Annotated in this window: 21 protein-coding genes; 7 read left to right on the top strand and 14 right to left on the bottom strand. The window is 53.5% G+C overall.

The genetic code is table 11. The features are described from left to right. The first annotated feature begins 6 nt into the window (after positions 1 to 6). Positions 7 to 378 (top strand): cell envelope integrity TolA C-terminal domain-containing protein, encoded by a 372-nt coding sequence (locus FBY13_RS05860; RefSeq protein ID WP_145393721.1) that lies wholly within the window; start codon positions 7 to 9, stop codon positions 376 to 378. 66 nt (positions 379 to 444) lie between these two features. On the opposite strand, the gene mak is transcribed toward FBY13_RS05860, so the two are convergent. Beyond that, positions 445 to 1,350, bottom strand: a complete 906-nt coding sequence (gene mak / locus FBY13_RS05855; protein WP_145393720.1) for a fructokinase — start codon at positions 1,348 to 1,350, stop codon at positions 445 to 447. Between the two features lie 144 nt (positions 1,351 to 1,494). Between mak and rdgC the strand changes: the two genes are divergently transcribed. Next, on the top strand, positions 1,495 to 2,406 hold the full coding sequence (rdgC, locus tag FBY13_RS05850; RefSeq protein ID WP_109717083.1) for a recombination-associated protein RdgC: 912 nt from the start codon (positions 1,495 to 1,497) through the stop codon (positions 2,404 to 2,406). 34 nt (positions 2,407 to 2,440) lie between these two features. Here the strand turns inward: rdgC and ppnP are convergent, their stop codons facing one another. The 3 genes from ppnP to aroL form a co-directional block, all read right to left on the bottom strand. Further along, positions 2,441 to 2,731 carry a pyrimidine/purine nucleoside phosphorylase gene (gene ppnP, locus FBY13_RS05845; RefSeq protein WP_063878607.1) on the bottom strand — a complete coding sequence of 97 codons (291 nt, stop codon included), beginning with the start codon at positions 2,729 to 2,731 and terminating at the stop codon, positions 2,441 to 2,443. A 153-nt stretch (positions 2,732 to 2,884) separates the two neighbouring features. Continuing rightward, entirely contained in the window at positions 2,885 to 3,076 is a 192-nt protein-coding gene (locus FBY13_RS05840) for a YaiA family protein (protein ID WP_063878606.1), read from the bottom strand. A 111-nt stretch (positions 3,077 to 3,187) separates the two neighbouring features. Then, positions 3,188 to 3,712, bottom strand: coding sequence for a shikimate kinase AroL (aroL, locus tag FBY13_RS05835; RefSeq protein WP_063878605.1), 525 nt, complete (start codon positions 3,710 to 3,712; stop codon positions 3,188 to 3,190). A 282-nt stretch (positions 3,713 to 3,994) separates the two neighbouring features. On the opposite strand from aroL, the gene FBY13_RS05830 reads away from it, so the two are divergent. Beyond that, positions 3,995 to 4,720: a DUF2076 domain-containing protein gene (locus FBY13_RS05830; protein ID WP_063878604.1), complete on the top strand. Its 726-nt coding sequence runs from the start codon at positions 3,995 to 3,997 to the stop codon at positions 4,718 to 4,720. A gap of 1 nt (position 4,721) precedes the next feature. Here the strand turns inward: FBY13_RS05830 and FBY13_RS05825 are convergent, their stop codons facing one another. Further along, positions 4,722 to 5,171, bottom strand: coding sequence for a YaiI/YqxD family protein (locus FBY13_RS05825; RefSeq protein WP_096012022.1), 450 nt, complete (start codon positions 5,169 to 5,171; stop codon positions 4,722 to 4,724). A 366-nt stretch (positions 5,172 to 5,537) separates the two neighbouring features. Between FBY13_RS05825 and proC the strand changes: the two genes are divergently transcribed. Next, positions 5,538 to 6,350 carry a pyrroline-5-carboxylate reductase gene (proC, locus tag FBY13_RS05820; protein ID WP_063878602.1) on the top strand — a complete coding sequence of 271 codons (813 nt, stop codon included), beginning with the start codon at positions 5,538 to 5,540 and terminating at the stop codon, positions 6,348 to 6,350. Between the two features lie 51 nt (positions 6,351 to 6,401). Here the strand turns inward: proC and FBY13_RS05815 are convergent, their stop codons facing one another. The 3 genes from FBY13_RS05815 to iraP form a co-directional block, all read right to left on the bottom strand. Further along, positions 6,402 to 7,934: an FAD-dependent oxidoreductase gene (locus tag FBY13_RS05815; protein ID WP_145393719.1), complete on the bottom strand. Its 1,533-nt coding sequence runs from the start codon at positions 7,932 to 7,934 to the stop codon at positions 6,402 to 6,404. Positions 7,935 to 8,153: 219 nt separating this feature from the next. Beyond that, positions 8,154 to 8,456, bottom strand: coding sequence for a PsiF family protein (locus tag FBY13_RS05810; RefSeq protein ID WP_063878600.1), 303 nt, complete (start codon positions 8,454 to 8,456; stop codon positions 8,154 to 8,156). A gap of 117 nt (positions 8,457 to 8,573) precedes the next feature. After that, the gene (iraP, locus tag FBY13_RS05805; RefSeq protein ID WP_063878599.1) at positions 8,574 to 8,828 is read right to left on the bottom strand and encodes an anti-adapter protein IraP; all 255 of its coding nucleotides are present in this window, start codon (positions 8,826 to 8,828) and stop codon (positions 8,574 to 8,576) included. A gap of 738 nt (positions 8,829 to 9,566) precedes the next feature. On the opposite strand from iraP, the gene FBY13_RS05795 reads away from it, so the two are divergent. Next, positions 9,567 to 9,818, top strand: coding sequence for a biofilm development regulator YmgB/AriR family protein (locus tag FBY13_RS05795; RefSeq protein WP_063878598.1), 252 nt, complete (start codon positions 9,567 to 9,569; stop codon positions 9,816 to 9,818). A gap of 12 nt (positions 9,819 to 9,830) precedes the next feature. Here the strand turns inward: FBY13_RS05795 and FBY13_RS05790 are convergent, their stop codons facing one another. Then, entirely contained in the window at positions 9,831 to 10,151 is a 321-nt protein-coding gene (locus tag FBY13_RS05790) for a hypothetical protein (protein ID WP_145393718.1), read from the bottom strand. Between the two features lie 210 nt (positions 10,152 to 10,361). Beyond that, positions 10,362 to 10,658: an I78 family peptidase inhibitor gene (locus tag FBY13_RS05785; RefSeq protein WP_063878596.1), complete on the bottom strand. Its 297-nt coding sequence runs from the start codon at positions 10,656 to 10,658 to the stop codon at positions 10,362 to 10,364. A 501-nt stretch (positions 10,659 to 11,159) separates the two neighbouring features. On the opposite strand from FBY13_RS05785, the gene FBY13_RS05780 reads away from it, so the two are divergent. Both FBY13_RS05780 and FBY13_RS05775 read left to right on the top strand, forming a co-directional pair. Beyond that, positions 11,160 to 11,807 carry a CPBP family intramembrane glutamic endopeptidase gene (locus FBY13_RS05780; protein ID WP_063878595.1) on the top strand — a complete coding sequence of 216 codons (648 nt, stop codon included), beginning with the start codon at positions 11,160 to 11,162 and terminating at the stop codon, positions 11,805 to 11,807. A 94-nt stretch (positions 11,808 to 11,901) separates the two neighbouring features. Continuing rightward, the gene (locus tag FBY13_RS05775; RefSeq protein WP_145393816.1) at positions 11,902 to 12,915 is read left to right on the top strand and encodes a LacI family DNA-binding transcriptional regulator; all 1,014 of its coding nucleotides are present in this window, start codon (positions 11,902 to 11,904) and stop codon (positions 12,913 to 12,915) included. A gap of 25 nt (positions 12,916 to 12,940) precedes the next feature. On the opposite strand, the gene FBY13_RS05770 is transcribed toward FBY13_RS05775, so the two are convergent. From FBY13_RS05770 to FBY13_RS05755, 4 genes are all read right to left on the bottom strand, one after another. Beyond that, entirely contained in the window at positions 12,941 to 14,371 is a 1,431-nt protein-coding gene (locus FBY13_RS05770; protein WP_145393717.1) for a glycoside hydrolase family 1 protein, read from the bottom strand. 12 nt (positions 14,372 to 14,383) lie between these two features. Then, positions 14,384 to 14,698: a PTS lactose/cellobiose transporter subunit IIA gene (locus tag FBY13_RS05765; RefSeq protein ID WP_063878592.1), complete on the bottom strand. Its 315-nt coding sequence runs from the start codon at positions 14,696 to 14,698 to the stop codon at positions 14,384 to 14,386. A 3-nt stretch (positions 14,699 to 14,701) separates the two neighbouring features. Continuing rightward, positions 14,702 to 16,006 carry a PTS sugar transporter subunit IIC gene (locus FBY13_RS05760; RefSeq protein WP_145393716.1) on the bottom strand — a complete coding sequence of 435 codons (1,305 nt, stop codon included), beginning with the start codon at positions 16,004 to 16,006 and terminating at the stop codon, positions 14,702 to 14,704. An 85-nt stretch (positions 16,007 to 16,091) separates the two neighbouring features. Then, the gene (locus tag FBY13_RS05755) at positions 16,092 to 16,400 is read right to left on the bottom strand and encodes a PTS sugar transporter subunit IIB (RefSeq protein ID WP_063878590.1); all 309 of its coding nucleotides are present in this window, start codon (positions 16,398 to 16,400) and stop codon (positions 16,092 to 16,094) included. Between the last annotated feature and the right edge of the window lie 143 nt (positions 16,401 to 16,543).

Below are 16,543 nucleotides of genomic sequence, written 5' to 3'. Positions count from 1 at the left end.
TAATGCATGTTGAGATGTACAGGATTTATTGCGGCGACGATGCTGCTGTTAGCAGGATGCAGTCATCATCCTGAGGCGAAAGAAGCGCGCTGCACGACCGATCTGTCTCAGGCACAGTGCCAGGACGTGAACCGTTATATTCATCAGATCAATGCGTTGGTCATGCGCAATTTTCACGATGCGCCAAAATATGCGGGCCAGCGCTGCCTGGTGACGGCACAGCGTCGACCGGACGGACGCTATAACGTGATGCGCACGGAAGGAAACGAGTCGCTGTGTCTGAAAGCCTGGCAGAGCGTCAGTAGCGCACGCGATATGCCTTTACCCCCGCAGGGCGCACCGCAGCAAATCGTGTTTGCGTTCGCCCCGGCTCGCTAAGCCAGCAGAGAGTGCCCCTGGGCATTCCTCTGTCAATTGCATAAGTTCACCGCTTGCCTGATGTGTTTACTCCGGCCACAGCCAGGCAGCCCCGCGCACACCACTTGAATCCCCGTGCATCGCTTTCAGTACCGGGGTTTCACACTCACCGCCGAAAACCCATTTTTTCATCAGCGTTGGCACCGTCTGGTAAAGACGGTCCACGTTGCTCATGCCACCTCCCAGCACGATCACGTCCGGATCAATCAGGTTAACAACCTGAGCCAGGGATTTTGCCAGCCGTATTTCATAGCGGCTCATCGCCAGTGCTGCCACAGGGTCCTGCTGTTCCAGCAGGGTAATAATCTCTGCGCCTTTGCGCGCTACACCGCTTAAACGCTGATAGTCGATGGCAAAACCGGTACCGGAAACAAAGGTTTCAATGCAACCCTGCTGTCCGCAATAGCAAGGCACTTCAGCGCGGTAACGCAGTTCATCTTCATCCATCCACGGCAGAGGATTATGGCCCCACTCGCCTGCATTGCCGTTGCCGCCAATGCGCGACGCGCCGTTTATCGCCACGCCCGCGCCCGATCCTGTCCCGATGATGACGCCAAACACCAGCGCCTGCCCTGCGCCGGCACCATCGACCGCTTCGGACACGGCCAGGCAATTCGCGTCATTGGCGATGCGGATGTCACGATTCAGCGCCTGCGCCAAATCTTTGTCCAGCGGCTGCCCGTTAAGCCAGGTGGAGTTGGCATTTTTCACCCGCTGCGTGTAAGGCGAGATCGTCCCCGGAATACCCAAGCCTACCGTCCCGGTTTGCCCGGTCTTTTCTTCGGCCAGACGCACCAAATCAACGATAGCCTGTACGGTCGCCGGGTAGTCGTTGCGAGGCGTGGAAATTCGATGACGAAACAGCGCGTTCCCCTCGCTGGACAGCGCAATGACTTCCGTTTTGGTGCCGCCCAAATCAATGCCTATACGCACAGTTTATTCCTCATTATTCGTTAAGGTGTTTTCTACACTAAAAGGCGATTGCCTGAAAGGCAATGAAACCGCTCCGATGTTTCGCTATCATGCGCACACTTAGTGAGATTTGTGCGCCCGATCGCGCCACGGTAAGGAATCCCGATGTTGTGGTTTAAAAATATGATGGTTTATCGTCTGAATCGTGACATTCCTTTGTCCGCAGACGAAATGGAAAAACAGCTGGATGCGTTCACCTTCTCTCCCTGCGGCAGTCAGGACATGAGCAAGACCGGTTGGGTGTCCCCGATGGGCAATCGCAGCGATGCACTGACCCATGTGAACAACGGTCAAATTGTCATTTGCGCGCGCAAAGAAGAAAAAATCCTGCCTTCCCCGGTAGTGAAGCAGGCGCTGGAAGCCAAAATCGACAAGCTCGAAGCAGAACAGAGCCGCAAGCTGAAAAAGACGGAAAAAGATTCGCTAAAAGATGAAGTGCTGCACAGCCTGTTACCGCGCGCATTCAGTCGTTTTAGTCAGACGTATCTGTGGATCGACACCGTCAACAACCTGATCATGGTGGACTGCGCCAGTGCGAAAAAAGCGGAAGATACGCTGGCCCTGCTGCGTAAAAGCCTGGGATCGTTACCGGTTGTGCCCTTGACGCTGGAAAGCCCGATTGAACTTACCCTGACCGAATGGGTGCGTTCTGGTGATGTGCCTGCCGGTTTTGCCCTGATGGATGAAGCCGAGCTTAAGGCCATTCTGGAAGATGGTGGTGTGATTCGCTGCAAGAAACAGGATCTGGTGTGCGATGAAATTGCCAACCACATTGAAGCCGGCAAGCTGGTGACCAAACTGGCGCTCGACTGGCAGGAGCGTATTCAGTTCGTGTTATCCGACGACGGTTCGGTGAAACGCCTGAAGTTCAGCGATACCTTGCGCGACCAGAACGATGATATTGACCGGGAAGATTTTGCGCAGCGTTTTGATGCAGACTTTATCCTGATGACCAGCGAACTGGCCGCCCTGACCAGCAATCTGGTTGAAGCCTTAGGTGGCGAAGCCCAGCGTTAAAACAATCGGCCGCAGGAAACATGCGGCCGTTTTATTAGTCTTTCAGATAGCGGCAAAGATAAGCGCTTGGCTCGCCTATCTGCAGATGAAACTCGCTGTGACCCGGTACGTTAAACACCGACCCCGCCTCAAACCATGCCCACTGTGTTTCACCCGGCAGCAACACTTTCATCGAGCCGCTGACCACGGTCATCTCTTCCGGCTGGGCCGTTCCAAACGTGTATTCGCCTTCAGCCATGACACCAATGCTGGCACGACCGGTGCTCGCACTGTCAAAACCGATGGATTTAACTTTTCCGTCAAAATACTCACTAACATTGAGCATAATACTTCCTCACAGCACATTAAGGTGTCTGGCAGTGTAGAAGGGAACTTGCTGATCTGTCACGTGAAATAGTGAGTGATTGTGATCCTCACGCGGCGAAGGCTGGCAGAAGAAAAAAAGCAGGACCGATGGCATCCTTGCCAGAGCAACGGCTTACTCTTTTTCGACGTCTTCATAACGCGCTTTTGCGTCATGCGCTTCCTGCTCAGAGTCGTGCTCACTGATTAACGAGTCAGGCTTAGGATGATCGGCCCGCAGTTGCCAGGACATGACTTTTTTGCCTTCGGGGCCTTTTTCGACAGTCACAACGCGCGCTTCTCGGGGGTAAGGAGGTCTTGTCGGCATAATGTGTCCCTCTTGGCTGAATGACATTCCACACGACAGGCGACCGCCTGTCATGGGTTAAGTATAGTCAAAACGGCGGAAATGGCGGCCAAAGGGGGATAAATCTGAGGGTTAGCTGGCACGCGCCAGGGATAACGACTGCAGTATCTGCTCAACAACGCGTTCTGGCGCTTGCATGGCATTCACCTCATGATGGGCGGCAGCCTGATACAGATGGGCACGGGCGCGCAGCACTTCACTCATTTCTTCAGCGATGGGACGCCCGGTTAAGGTCGGTCGCTGAGCGGCTTCCGGCTGGCTTTCCAGACGCCGGGCCAGAATATCAGGCGGTGCACTTAACCAGATCACCTGACCGTGCTCACGCATATACCGCCGGTTACCTTCTGCCAGTACCATTCCGCCGCCCGTGGCGATAATGGTTGAGGGCGCAGTCACGGCTTTAAGCGAGTCGGTTTCACGTGCACGAAAACTTTCCCATCCTTCCGCCGCCACAATTTCCGCCACGGTACGTTGGGTCGTGAATTGCAGGTGATGATCGGTATCACGAAACGCGTAACCCAAGGCCTGAGACAGGGCTTCACCAATGGTGGTTTTTCCGCATCCGCGCGCACCGATCAAAAAAATGGACAAAGACATCAGGGCAGTTCCTCCGCCGCGCAGCCCATCACAGCTGCTGGTTAGGCTCAATAATAGGACGCATCATAGCGGGAATTTATTTCGCGCTCTACTCATTGAGCGTATTTTACGCATGATTGCGCCCTGCTCTCCGACAACACAATGAAATACAGGCAGTTACCCATGCACATTTTGTGCATCAGGCAAAAAAGTTTACGTCAGCAACATTTGCTTACCGCCACGAATTTACATTGCGGCTCATCGCCCCCATATACTGTTAACAGTCGCAACCGGAGAGTCATCATGCAACGCGAAGAACAACAACTGATTGAAAATCTGTTTAGCCGTTTGAAACAAGCTGAAAGCCAGACTGCGGCACGCGATGCTGCAGCCGAACAACTGATCAAACAACACCTGCAGGAGCAACCAGGTGCGCCCTACTATATGGCTCAGGCCATTTTGATTCAGGAAGCGGCACTTAAAAAACTGAATGAGCGGGTTCAGGAGCTGGAAAATCGTCTTGCTCAGCAACAGGCGCAACAGCAGCAGCAGCCCAAGAGCAGCGGTGGATTTTTATCCAGCCTGTTTGGCGGAGGCAGCCAGCAGCCCCAACCGGCTCAGCAGCAGCCTCAGTGGAACAGCGCGCCGCAGCAGCCACCTCAACCGCAGCAGCCTTATGCCAGCGCACCTGCGCCACGCGGCAGTGGTTTCCTGGGTGGTGCCCTGCAAACCGCAGTGGGCGTGGCAGGTGGCGTGGTCATGGCCGACATGCTGACCAGCATGTTCCATCAGTCGCAGCCGCAGGAAATCGTCAACATCATTAATGAGCAGCCGCCGCTGCCCCAGGTAGACGACAGCCTCAATACCTTTAACGGCGGCAACGATCAGTCGTTTCTCGATCAGGGCACCGGCGCCGATAATCAGTCATTCCTTGATCAAAGTAACGGCTGGAGTGATACCTATGCCGATAACGGCGACCTGAATGATTTTGGCGGCAATGATTACGACGATGACGACAGTTTCGTCTGATTCAGCGTTGCCGTTGTCTGAGCCAGCTGTCGAGTTCATTGGCAAACTGCTGGCGGTCCCGCGGGCTCATGGCGGCGGGACCGCCTGTCTGTACGCCGCTGGCACGCATGGTGTCCATAAAATCACGCATTGTCAGCCGCTCGCGTATGGTCGCGGGAGAGTAACGCTCACCGCGTGGATTGAGCGCCGCCGCGCCTTTTTCAATCACCTCTGCGGCCAACGGAATATCCGCCGTAATCACTAAATCTCCGACCTGCACACGTTTCACAATTTCATTGTCTGCGACATCAAACCCGGCCGGCACCTGTAGCGTACGCAGCCAGGGCGACGGCGGCACACGTAAAAACTGATTCGCGACAAACGTCACCATGGTTTGCGTTCTGTCCGCCGCCCGATACAGCACGTCTTTAATGACGTTGGGGCAGGCGTCCGCATCGACCCAGATAAACATGGTTGTTCCTTCTGCTGGAAAATAGCGACGATGGTAACCTGGTTTCCAAAAGGGGGTTAAGTAAAATTCCCCGCGCCCTCAGGGTTGAGATTATCTCTGCTTTGGCGCGTAAGCCAGGCTGCCAGCGCTTGCCCTGCCCACCAAAACACGCTGCATTTGCCGGGCCTGACTCGCGGAACCCCATGCTGTAGCCGCTTGATAGCACCCCCGCGTGCGGGGCAGGATCGCGGCGATAGCGTTCGGCTTTCCTGCCCGCCCGCCGCCGGGTGCCGGTGCCTGTCTGTGACCGCTAACTTGTTATTAATCCTGTCTGCAGTAAGCTACATCGTTGATAAAGGCGAAACAGTGACAGTTAAGGAGACGGTGATGCTGGACAAGACAATCGGATTTATTGGCGGTGGCAACATGGCAAAGGCCATCATTGGCGGGCTGATAAACAGCGGACAAATTACACCGTCGGCTATCTGGATTTACGATCGCAAACCAGACACCAATCAGCAAATGGCCGAGCAGTACGGTATTAATGCCGCGGAAAGTGCAGAGGCACTGGCCCAGCATGTGGATATTCTGTTTGGCGCGGTTAAACCGAATGTCATCCTCAAAGTCCTGAAAGAACTGGCTAACAGCCTGAAGAAAGACGCATTGGTCGTTTCTATTGCCGCCGGCGTCACGCTGGATAATCTGGCCTCCGTGCTGGGCCACGATCGTAAAATCATTCGGGCGATGCCGAACACACCTTCTCTGGTGGGCGAAGGCATGACCTCAGTCACGCCCAACGTTCTGGTTGAACAGAACGAAACCGATGAAGTGGTCGCCATATTTGAGAGCTTTGGTCAGGCGGCGGTGGTCGATGAATACCTGATTCATTCGGTGGTGGGCGTCAGTGGTTCCGCCCCGGCTTACGTGTTTATGTTTATCGAAGCCATGGCCGATGCTGCCGTCGCGGGCGGTATGCCACGCGCGCAGGCTTACCGCTTTGCCGCCCAGGCCGTGAAAGGGTCCGCGCAGATGGTACTGGAAACGGGCAAACATCCCGCCGAGTTAAAAGATATGGTCTGTTCGCCCGGTGGCACCACGATTGAAGCGGTAAAAGTGCTGGAAGAAAAAGGCTTTCGTTCCGCCGTGATAGAAGCCATGCAACAGTGCATGGCGAAGTCGGACAAGCTGAGCCGCAGTTAAATCTGGCGCGTCTGGCAAACATGCCGTTTGCCAGACCGTCTCGCTGGCCTGCTATTCTGCAGAACGCTGGGCCTGATACAGCTCAAGTGCCTGTTTTATTGTCATCGGTTGCTGCATCTTTTCAACAAGCGCCGCCGTCAGCGTGTACATTCCGCACGAGAAAACCGCCGCCAGCTTCCCCTCTTTGCCATAAAAGGCCATAAAGACCTTATCTTCCAGCGATCCCACCTGCTGGTAGTCGTCCCAGTCGGTAGCATGGCCTAAATATTCATAGCGGGTACCGTAATGCGCGGTCCAGAAAAACGGAACGCGGTCATAGTGATGAACATTCCCCATCATGTTCATCGCCGCGGTCTGGCCCTGCTGCTCTGCTACGCGGAAATGCTCGATGCGAAGCGGCCCCTGCGCGGAGGGATAGGTCGCGATATCACCCGCCAGCCAGACGTTTTCTGCTACGCGCAGTTGCTCGTCGGTTTGCAGGCTACCATCCTCCACTAACGGCAGATCGTGAATAAACGACGTGGCCGGTTTAACGCCGGTGGCGAACAGCACCACGTCGGCGGCAATCTGCTGACCGGATTTCAGCCGAACGCTGGTGACGTGGTTTTCACCCTGAAGCGACGCGGCTTCACCTTCCACAAACTTCACGCCATTCGCCTGATGCAATTCATAAAAATAACGACCGACCGCCTCACCAAACTGTTTTGCAAAGGGTAATGGATTGCGGGCGATAACGGTCACATCGACATCACGGTTGCGCAGTGATGAGGCCAGTTCCATGCCAATAAAGCTGTTGCCGACAATGACAATCTGCTGGCTTTGATCGACCGCTTGTAGCAAAGCTGCCGTGTGCTGCTTGTTACGCAGAATATGCACGCCGGCTAAATCAGCGCCAGCCAGTTCAGGTTTCACAGGTTCTGCGCCCGTGGCGATTAATAATTTGTCGAACTGCAATGTATTGCCGTCGGCAAACACCAGGCGATGCTGTTGATTATCGACCCGCTCAACCCGCTTCTGAATACGCTCGACGTGATCCAGTACGTCACTGCCAAGCAGCGACGGTACATCGTCAATATCCATTTTTCCAGACGGCACAAATTTCGTCAGCGCCGTACGGTCGTAAGGGGCTTCCGGCTCACGCTCCACCAGCACCAGGCGACCTTTGAAACCATCGTGACGTAATCGCCACAGCGCCGCGCTCCCGGCCGCGCCTCCGCCCAGCACCACAAAGACCGGTTCTGTGGCACCGCTGCCCATGGGAGAAGCCGGTGACATCGCTTTGGGGTTAACCAGAACATTGTCATTTTCGATTCGCAGGGGATACTGTTTCAGGTCAGCCAACGCCAACGGCTCACACATTTTACCGCTGCTCAGTTCAAATGCCGCTTTATGCCAGGGGCAGATAAGCCTGTCGCCACAGATGGCACCCTGCTCAAGCGGCGCACCTGCGTGAGGGCATTTGGCCTGAAAAGCCTGGACGCTGTCACCCTCGCGGATCAGTAACAGCTCCGTTTCACCGAGCTTCTTTTTGACTGGCTGACGTTGCGGTAAATTCTTGAGAGCAACAACAAATTGATAGTTCACGACATGGCTCCTTTTCCGACCGTCACTGTTGAAAGCGCAGCGCATAATCACAGGCTACGCAATCCCTTATAAACAGTAAGTGTGGCAAAGGATCGCAGAGGCTTAGGTCCTGATGTCGATTTTTTTGGCTAACGGCCTGTTTAATCAGCCATTAAAAGTGTGACCGGCATGTAGGGCGGGGAACAGAATGAAGCGGCCACCGAAATGGCCGACATCGTATTAGCTTTTCTTGAGGCACTGACTCATGAAGGTTTTACGCGCATCGCCAGCCAGCTTTTTATCACCGGCCTGCAGGTTACAGGTTTTCATTTTTATCTGTTGTGGCGACATGTCAGCCACTTTGCTGTCTTTTTTCAGGCAATCGCTCATAAATTGCTTACGCACATCGCCTTTTAGCGCTTGCGAACTGGCATGTTGATTACACATGGCCATTTTTTGCTGCTGCGGCGTTTTATCGGCTGCACTGACATTGCTGCTCATCAGCATTCCCGCTAACACCATCATCATAAAACTGCCTTTCATTGTCTTTACTCCATTGTGATGAAGACACTATTCAGTCTGGCACGCGACAGGCAACGTTGATCACTTTTGCCCAGGAATAAGGCAGGGATCGCACTTTTACAGGTAGAAAAAGGGGATTCAGGCAGAGGGGCGCTTAAGTAAGCGACTGACATAATGTTTTAGCAAGGCACCATTTTGCTCATGGTTATCCACACCGGCATGAACCATGGCCGATTCAATGTTATTAACAATGGACTGATGCTGTTCAGGCGGCATCATGCGCAACATGGCGGTGATGACGATCTCCAGCGCTTCAATCTGCGCCACCTGCTCTTTAGACGCTTCTTCTTTTTCTGCCAGAGTAATCAGTAACTCAGCGATGAGATTTTTCATGCCGATGCCCCTTCAGCCAGGTGCAGAAAAAAATATCACCCGTCGGAATAAAAAAAAAGGAATTTTTCATTGGGTTTATCAGGCGGTTAAAATAATCAGCCGGCTGCGATGTTATGTTATTTCATTTATTGAATCGCGAAACCGCTTATCTACTCGAAACCCAAGGCATGACTATTTTATTTTGATGACACCGATATGAAAGATGCAATATTTCCGCTTCAACTATTAGGGTTCTTTTTACGCGAAAATATAATCGAAACGTTTTTCAGGAAACAGATAATACGTCCCCGCGAGGCCAGTCCTCCCTCAGCTTTTCATGCTCTCTTGCTCCCACTCTGCTCACGCCGTCAATGCACAGGAGATTGCGAAAAACACATTTTGCCGCCACGGATTTACCTGACCTGAAGCGCGTCTCAACGCACGCGTTTGACGACCGATGATGAGCTTAAAAAAACTTATTATTCAAAGGAATAAAATCCTACACGCTCTCATAACATGTCGTCATTATTCAAAAACCATTCATCACATTTGAAAAATATTGCAGGTTGTTACTGACAAGTCCTGATGACCGACCTATGTTTAAAAAACCGCCAGTTTCGTGCGGTACGTGGGCTGTTCTGACCCGCGTAATGCTCCCGATAAAACTGCCACCGTTCTTTTTGGGAGCCACTAACTCAGTTGACTCTGCCTGCTGCGCATCTCTTCATCGGGCGGGCTGTCTGTTCGCGGAGAGGGAGAATGAGAGTGCAACCTAACAGCGCCAGCCGTGCTATCACCGATTACTTCAACAGCCCGGACTGGAATGTTCCGCCCGAGTCCGATCTGCTGGCCGTGATAATGCGGGAACTGATGGAAGCCGGTCAGCCAACCACCAATAAGGCCGTTATCGCGCGCGTCATCAATAAGCTGGAATTTGAAGGGGATGAGCAGCGACTGCAACGCTATCGCGCCCTGCTGGACCGGCTGATGGAAACGCGGCCACGTGAGTGAGCCGCATTCCGGTTACTTAACCCATCGGAGCTGATTGGCTTCGCTTACGCTGGCCCGACCGCTGCTGCGCTGAAACAGGCAAAGCTCTCGTCCACGCCGGTTTTTCATCTGTTGCGGTGGATAATGCCCTTCGAGCAGTAACGCGCTATAGCCTACGCTATCGTCATACTCAACCGCCTGCCCCAACACCTTTACCTTGCTTAAGGTGCTGGCATTGATGCACGCCTGGCGCATCACCTGCTGGCTTTGTTGCCATGCGTCAGGGCTGGACGCCAGCGCAAGCGGGCTGACCAGAAGTAAAACTGACAGTGAAATCCGCTGGAGAGGTACCATGCATTGCTCCTTCTTTCGGCCTGAACCAGAAAAAAATTCCCGCCTGAGCGGGAATAAACAAGACGAGCATTGCATATTGAAGTGACGAGGAAATCCTTACCCTGCTGGTTTAACGCTACCGATCACGGTTAGCGCGGCCCGACAGGATACAGGCGCTATCTTCGCCTGACGCCATGACAACTCTATGACAATGCGTTGTTTATTTGACACTTACCCACAATAGACGCGGCTAATATTACCGTTTTTGTCTGCCATAAAGTTCAGGCGGGTGAAATTAAAGTCCATTGTTACCGCAGAATTCCACGGGATGGCGCGCACCTTCTGAGTGAAACGCTGATTATCGATGGCGGACAGCGGCTTACCGACGAAATGTTGATACTGGGACGCACCACAGCTGTCCGCTTGCGCGTCGGGCAGCCTGGCAGCCTGGTCGGGTTGCGTGGCCGACTGGCAGGCCGTAAGCAGTAAGAAACCGGTGGCCATCAGCGCTTTTCCATAGTGATTCACGTGTTTTCTCCTCATCGACGTGTAAAACCTGACGTCGAAGAGTAACAAGCCTGACTGCAGGTATGAACCGTTAAAATCAAACTTACCGCACAATATTAAGCATTAAATGCTGGCTAATAACGCTATTTGTAGATGAATCACAGCTGCTGGCTGAAATCACGATAATAAGCCGCTGAGACAGTCGGCAGATTATTCCTGCGGGAATAACAAAACCGCTCTTTTTTATCGGCGTTGCCGCGTCAATTACCCTGACGGCGATCCGCGTCCGCTAATCTGTCATCACGCCCGATTGACTGTGGGCCTTATTCTCAGGCCAGGCGAATAAGCGCCTGACGCCCGGTTGCAACACCGCAGGGCAATTAGTTAACAAACTGATATTATTCACTTAAAATTCGCACAAACCTGAAACGATCATAAACGCATAATATTGTGTCGTCCGTTCTCTCGACAGCGATCCGACGCGTTGCTACTATGCGCTTATCGTTGCTGGCTGGGTCGCCTATGAACACCAATTCCGACAGAGTGACGCTGACACTGTTTTATGTCGGCAGCTTTGTTGTCTATTACCTTGTTACCATGCTGATTACCTTGTTCCCTAATTACGGTATCCTGCGTAATGACGGTTTGCTGGTGCCCGTGCTCTGCCTGTTTGAGTTTGCAGTGATCTATCCGCTGTATCGTTTTTACTGCCAGCGTCGCACGGATATTCCCCTGGGTTTTTTACGCTCCGGCCAGACTTTACTGTTTATTGGCGCCCTGTTTATTTTAATGGCGGCACAAACGCAGTATTTACAGCCCGAAGGCTGGCTGGTGGCGCAATCACAACAGGGACGCAGCTCAATGCTTATCCTGTTACTGACCGCCGTGTTGCTGGCCCCCGTATTTGAAGAAGTGATGTTTCGCGGCTTTTTGTTGCAAGGCTTCCTGCTGTGGGCCCCCAACAGCCGCTTTGCCTGCATGCTACTCACTTCCCTGCTGTTTGCGTTGATGCATACTCAGTATGTCCACTGGGAAACGGTGGTGGCGCTGACGCTTTTCTCTTTGCTGCTCTGCTACGCGCGCCTGCGCAGCAATACGCTGGCCCTGCCGGTCTTCCTGCATACGTTGAACAACCTGATTGCCATCCTGCCCGCCTGGTATTTCGCCTGACAGGCTTCACTTTTTTATTACCTGTCCTGCAATAACCTGCGAAAAATCAGCTAGTATCGTTTTTTACCCACAGGGATGGATGGTCTGCAAGCCAATGATTACCATGCTGGATGTGGCCCGTAAGGCCGGAGTCTCTAAAGCCACCGTCTCACGCGTGCTGGCCGGAAATCGTTACGTCAGTAAGAGTACGCAACAGAAGGTCTTTCAGGCCATCGCCGAAACCGGTTATCGCCCAAATCTGCTGGCGCGAAGCCTGGCGACCCAAAAATCCCAGAATATTGGCCTCATTGTTACCCATTCACTCTTTAATGGTCCCTACTTCAGCGAACTGCTGTTTCAGGCGGCCACGCTGACCAATAACTATGGTCGGCAGTTAATTCTGGCCGATGGCAAAACCTGCGCTGATGATGAGCGGGCCGCGATTGAGTTTTTGCTCGACCTGCGCTGTGACGCCATCATCATCTATCCCCGCTTTCTGGATACCGAGGCGCTGGACGCCATTATTGAACAGCATGATATTCCCATCATGGTGGTGAACCGCCAGCTTAAGCGCCATCCTGCTCACTGCGTTTGGGCCACGCATCAGCAGAATACGTTTGACGCCACGCGTTATCTGATTGAACGCGGCCACCGCGAGATTGCCTTTATTCGTGGACTGGCCGGTTCGCCGACCGCTGACGCGCGTCTGGCGGGCTATCAGCAGGCGCTGGTCGCGCATGGCATCGCAGATAAAGCCTGCATCGTGCAGGGCGCCTGGACGCCAGCCAGTGGGATGGCGGCGGCAAAACAGCTGCTGGATTCGGGAGTGACCTTTAGCGCGCTGATGGCCAGTAACGATGATATGGCGATTGGTGCCGCGCTGGCTCTCAATGCGGCGGGAAAACGGCTGCCAGAAGATGTCTCACTGCTGGGCTTTGATGATATTCGCATGGCTGAATTTTTCCTGCCGCCGCTCACCACAGTGCATGTGCCGGTCGCGGAGATGATTCAGCACACGCTGGCGCAGCTGGTTGCCATGCTGGAAGGTGAAGCGGTCACGGCCCTGCCGCCATTTAGCGGTCACCTGATCGCGCGCGCATCGGTGACGGACGGCCCTTATAAGCAGTAAGACGCGGCCTCCCTGCCGCGCGACCTCAGTAGTCCACTGACGCGTTCAGCGTGGCTCCGTTACTGCGAATCAGCTTTTGGTACCAGAAGAAGCTTTTTTTGCGGTAGCGCGCCAGATCCTTGAGATCTTTCTCATCGCGGTTCACATAAATAAAACCGTAACGCTTGCTGATGCCCTGATGGGTACTCACCAGATCAATTGCCGACCACGGGCAATAACCGAACAGCTCGACGCCATCGGCAATCGCCAGCTGCAACTGAGCGATATGCTCGCGCAAATAGTCGATACGGTAATCATCATGCACTTTATTCTCTGCATCCAGGCTGTCAAAAGCCCCTAAACCATTTTCGGTCACGATGAGCGGTAAGGCATAACGCGCATAAATCTGTCGTGCGGTAATGCGGAAACCGACAGGATCGATATACCAGCCAAACTGGTTTTGTTTCAGATGCGGATTATCGCAACCGACATACACAGACCGGTCAATTCCGGCCATTTGTTGATCGGCATGCGGCCTGCTGTCGGGCGTATTATGCTCTCCTTCAGCGCCTACCGTGGCGGAAGCATAATAGTTAAAAGCGATAAAATCAGGCTTACCGGCGGCGATGATGGCCATATCCTCCGCCTCAATGGTGGGTAGCCAACCTCGCTGCTTCAGAAAAGCCCATACCACGTGGTTGTAGCGCCCGTGAACGGCCAAATCGAGGTAGAGCCAGTTACGGATTGCCGAGAAATTATCAGCTGCCAGCACATCCTCTGGGCGGGAACTCGCGGCATATACGCAAGAGATATTGGGTGCCGGGCCAATTTTCGCCTCCGGCAGCCGTTCATGGCAGGCAATCATCGCCTTGGCCTGCGCCAGCATCATGTGATGGTTTTGCTGGTACAGGGTTTTCTGCGGATCGGCGGTGCCCGGCGGCAAGGTACCAATCACGTCCCCTTTCAGGATCATCATGTTCTGTTCATTGATGGTCAGCCAGTAGTTGACCTGGCTGCCATAGCGCTCAAAACAGGTGATGGCAAAACGCTCAAAAGCCGCCACCGTACGGCGAGAAGACCAGCCACCGGCCTGCTGCAGCGCCCAGGGCAGATCGAAGTGATAAAGCGTCACCAGTGGCGTGATGCCCTGTCGGCAGATCTCATCAATCAACTGCTGATAAAAGGCCACGCCCGCCTCATTTACCGAGCCATCGCCGTCGGGATAAAGGCGGCTCCAGGCAATGGAAAAGCGGTAAGTTTTAAGTCCCATCTCCGCCAGCAAGGCGATGTCTTCTTTGAAGCGGTGATAGTGGTCGCTGCAAACGGTAAAATCCGTGATGTCCTGATGGAACGTTGCTTTGTCGATAACAGATGGCCCTTTGCCATCGCTATTCCATCCGCCCTCAACCTGATAAGCCGAGGTCGATGCGCCCCAGAGAAAGCCTTCTGGAAACGCGGTCACTGTCGAATGTTGCATAACACCTCCTTTTTAGCGTGCGGCTAACTCCCGGCGCAGTTGAATAATTTCTTCCGCCAGCTCGCGGCAGAGCATCGCGTTCATCAGATGATCCTGGGCATGTACCATAATCAGGTTGACCGGGATCTTTCCGCTGCCCTCATCGGCACCGATAAGCTGGGTCTGCGTCTGGTGCGCCGCCTTTGCCGCCGCAGTCGCGGCGCTGAGCAGGCTGTCTGCCTGCTCCCAGTTTTGCAGGCGGGCCGCGCGCAAGGCTTCCATTGAGCAGGATCGCGCTTCGCCCGCCTGGATAATCAGTTCGATGACCGTGCTTTCATCAATTTCCATGCATTACTCCTTTACCGGTTGCGCTGCGGCCAGTTCCTGCTGCAGCAATTGACGCTCGTACATTTTGAAAAACGGGTAGTAAATCAATGTGGCAATCGTCACCAGCAGGGCAATCAACACGATGACGCGCCAGTCCCAGCCGGTTGACCAGGCTGCCCCAATCGGCGCTGGCGTCGTCCAGGGTGCCAGCGAGATCACGTGATTGATCAGATTGGTTTTCGTGGCGGTCCAGGCAATGACGGCATTGACTAGCGGGGCAAGAACGAAGGGAATAAACAGAATGGGGTTCATCACCACGGGCGAGCCAAAAATAACCGGTTCGTTGATGTTGAACATGCTGGGCACAATGCTGAGCTTACCAATTGAGCGCAGATGGGCAGACTGACTCCGCAAATAGAGCAGCACCAGCCCCATCGTGGAACCGGAGCCACCAATCACGATAAAAAATTGCCAAAAGGGTTCGATAAACACTCGGCTGACAGGCTCGCCTGCGTTCAGCGCCTGCTGATTCAACCCAAGGTTGGTCAACCAGAATGCCTGTAAAATGCCGCCGACAATCACGGCGCCGTGAATACCGGCGAACCACAGCAGATGACACAGCAGCACCGCGATCAATACGGCAGGCAGAGAATCTGAGGCAGAAATAATCGGGGAAAAGATCGCCATAATGGCCTGCGGCAGCAGCATACCAAACTGTGCCTGTACCCACAGACTGAGCGGAAACAGGGTAATAAAAATGGTGATAATCGGGATCAGCAGATCAAACGACTGACGGATTTTCGGCGGTACCTGTTCGGGTAATTTGAAGCCGATATTGTGTTTCTGCAGAAAATGCATCAGCTCCGTAGCAAATAACGCCACCAGGATGGCAGTAAAAATCCCCTCCCCCCCCAGCGAACCTACCGGCAGCGTTTTGCCCGTTTGCGGCGCAGCCACGACCAGAAACGCCATTAGCGACAGGCTGGCGGCCATAAAGCCGTTCATTTTGTAGCTGTTCGCCAGGTTGTAGGCGATAGCACTGGCAATATAGAGCGCCATAATGCCCATCGTCATGTTGTAAGGCATCATGATTTGTTCTTCATGCGCCTTCATCATGCCGAGCCACCACTGTGCGAACGCCCAGCTACTGTCTGCCGAAAAAGGCGGATGGGCAAACAGCAGCATAAATGAACCGACAATCAGGAACGGCATTGAGGCAATAAAACCATCACGGATGGCGATGACGTGGCGCTGGCTGGAAAGGCGGCCAGCCAGCGGACTAATACGATTTTCGATGACACCGAATAAAGATTCGCTCAAGCGACTCATCCCGTCACTCCTTGCTCAGGCAAAAGAGAATAACCCTGCATAAAGTGAATGCAGGTTTGCGCTATATTTTTCAGTTCTTTAGCGATCAGCCAGGAATAAGCTTGAGCGCGGCACTTAATATCTTTTCGCCATTCATCATTCCGTAATCCATGCTGTTAATCACCGCGACGGATTTACTGTACTGCTGAGCAATCGGCTCGAAATCGGCCAGCTTGTATTTAATTTGCGGCCCCAACAGGCAGCAGTCATAGTCGGCAATTGCCTCGCTAAACTCTTCAATTCCTACTGCTTTTATCTCTACATCCATTCCCTGCTCTTTCGCAGCTTTTTCCATTTTTTGCACCACCATACTGGTGGACATTCCGGCGGCACAGCACAGTAAAATTTTGGGCATGGTTCATTCCTCCGTGTGATGAATAATTAACGAATACACAGGGGAAAGATTTTCTGCAACCGGTTTCAGATTTGCATGTCAGAAGTGTGAGAAATATCAAAACGCGTTGCCTTAAGGGATTACCGCCAAACTAGTCAACGGGT

This window comes from Pantoea sp. SJZ147 (genome assembly GCF_007828605.1).
GTDB lineage: Bacteria > Pseudomonadota > Gammaproteobacteria > Enterobacterales > Enterobacteriaceae > Pantoea > Pantoea allii.
The sequence above is the reverse complement of the archived record's forward strand: the minus strand, read 5'-3'. Positions and strand labels throughout refer to the sequence as shown.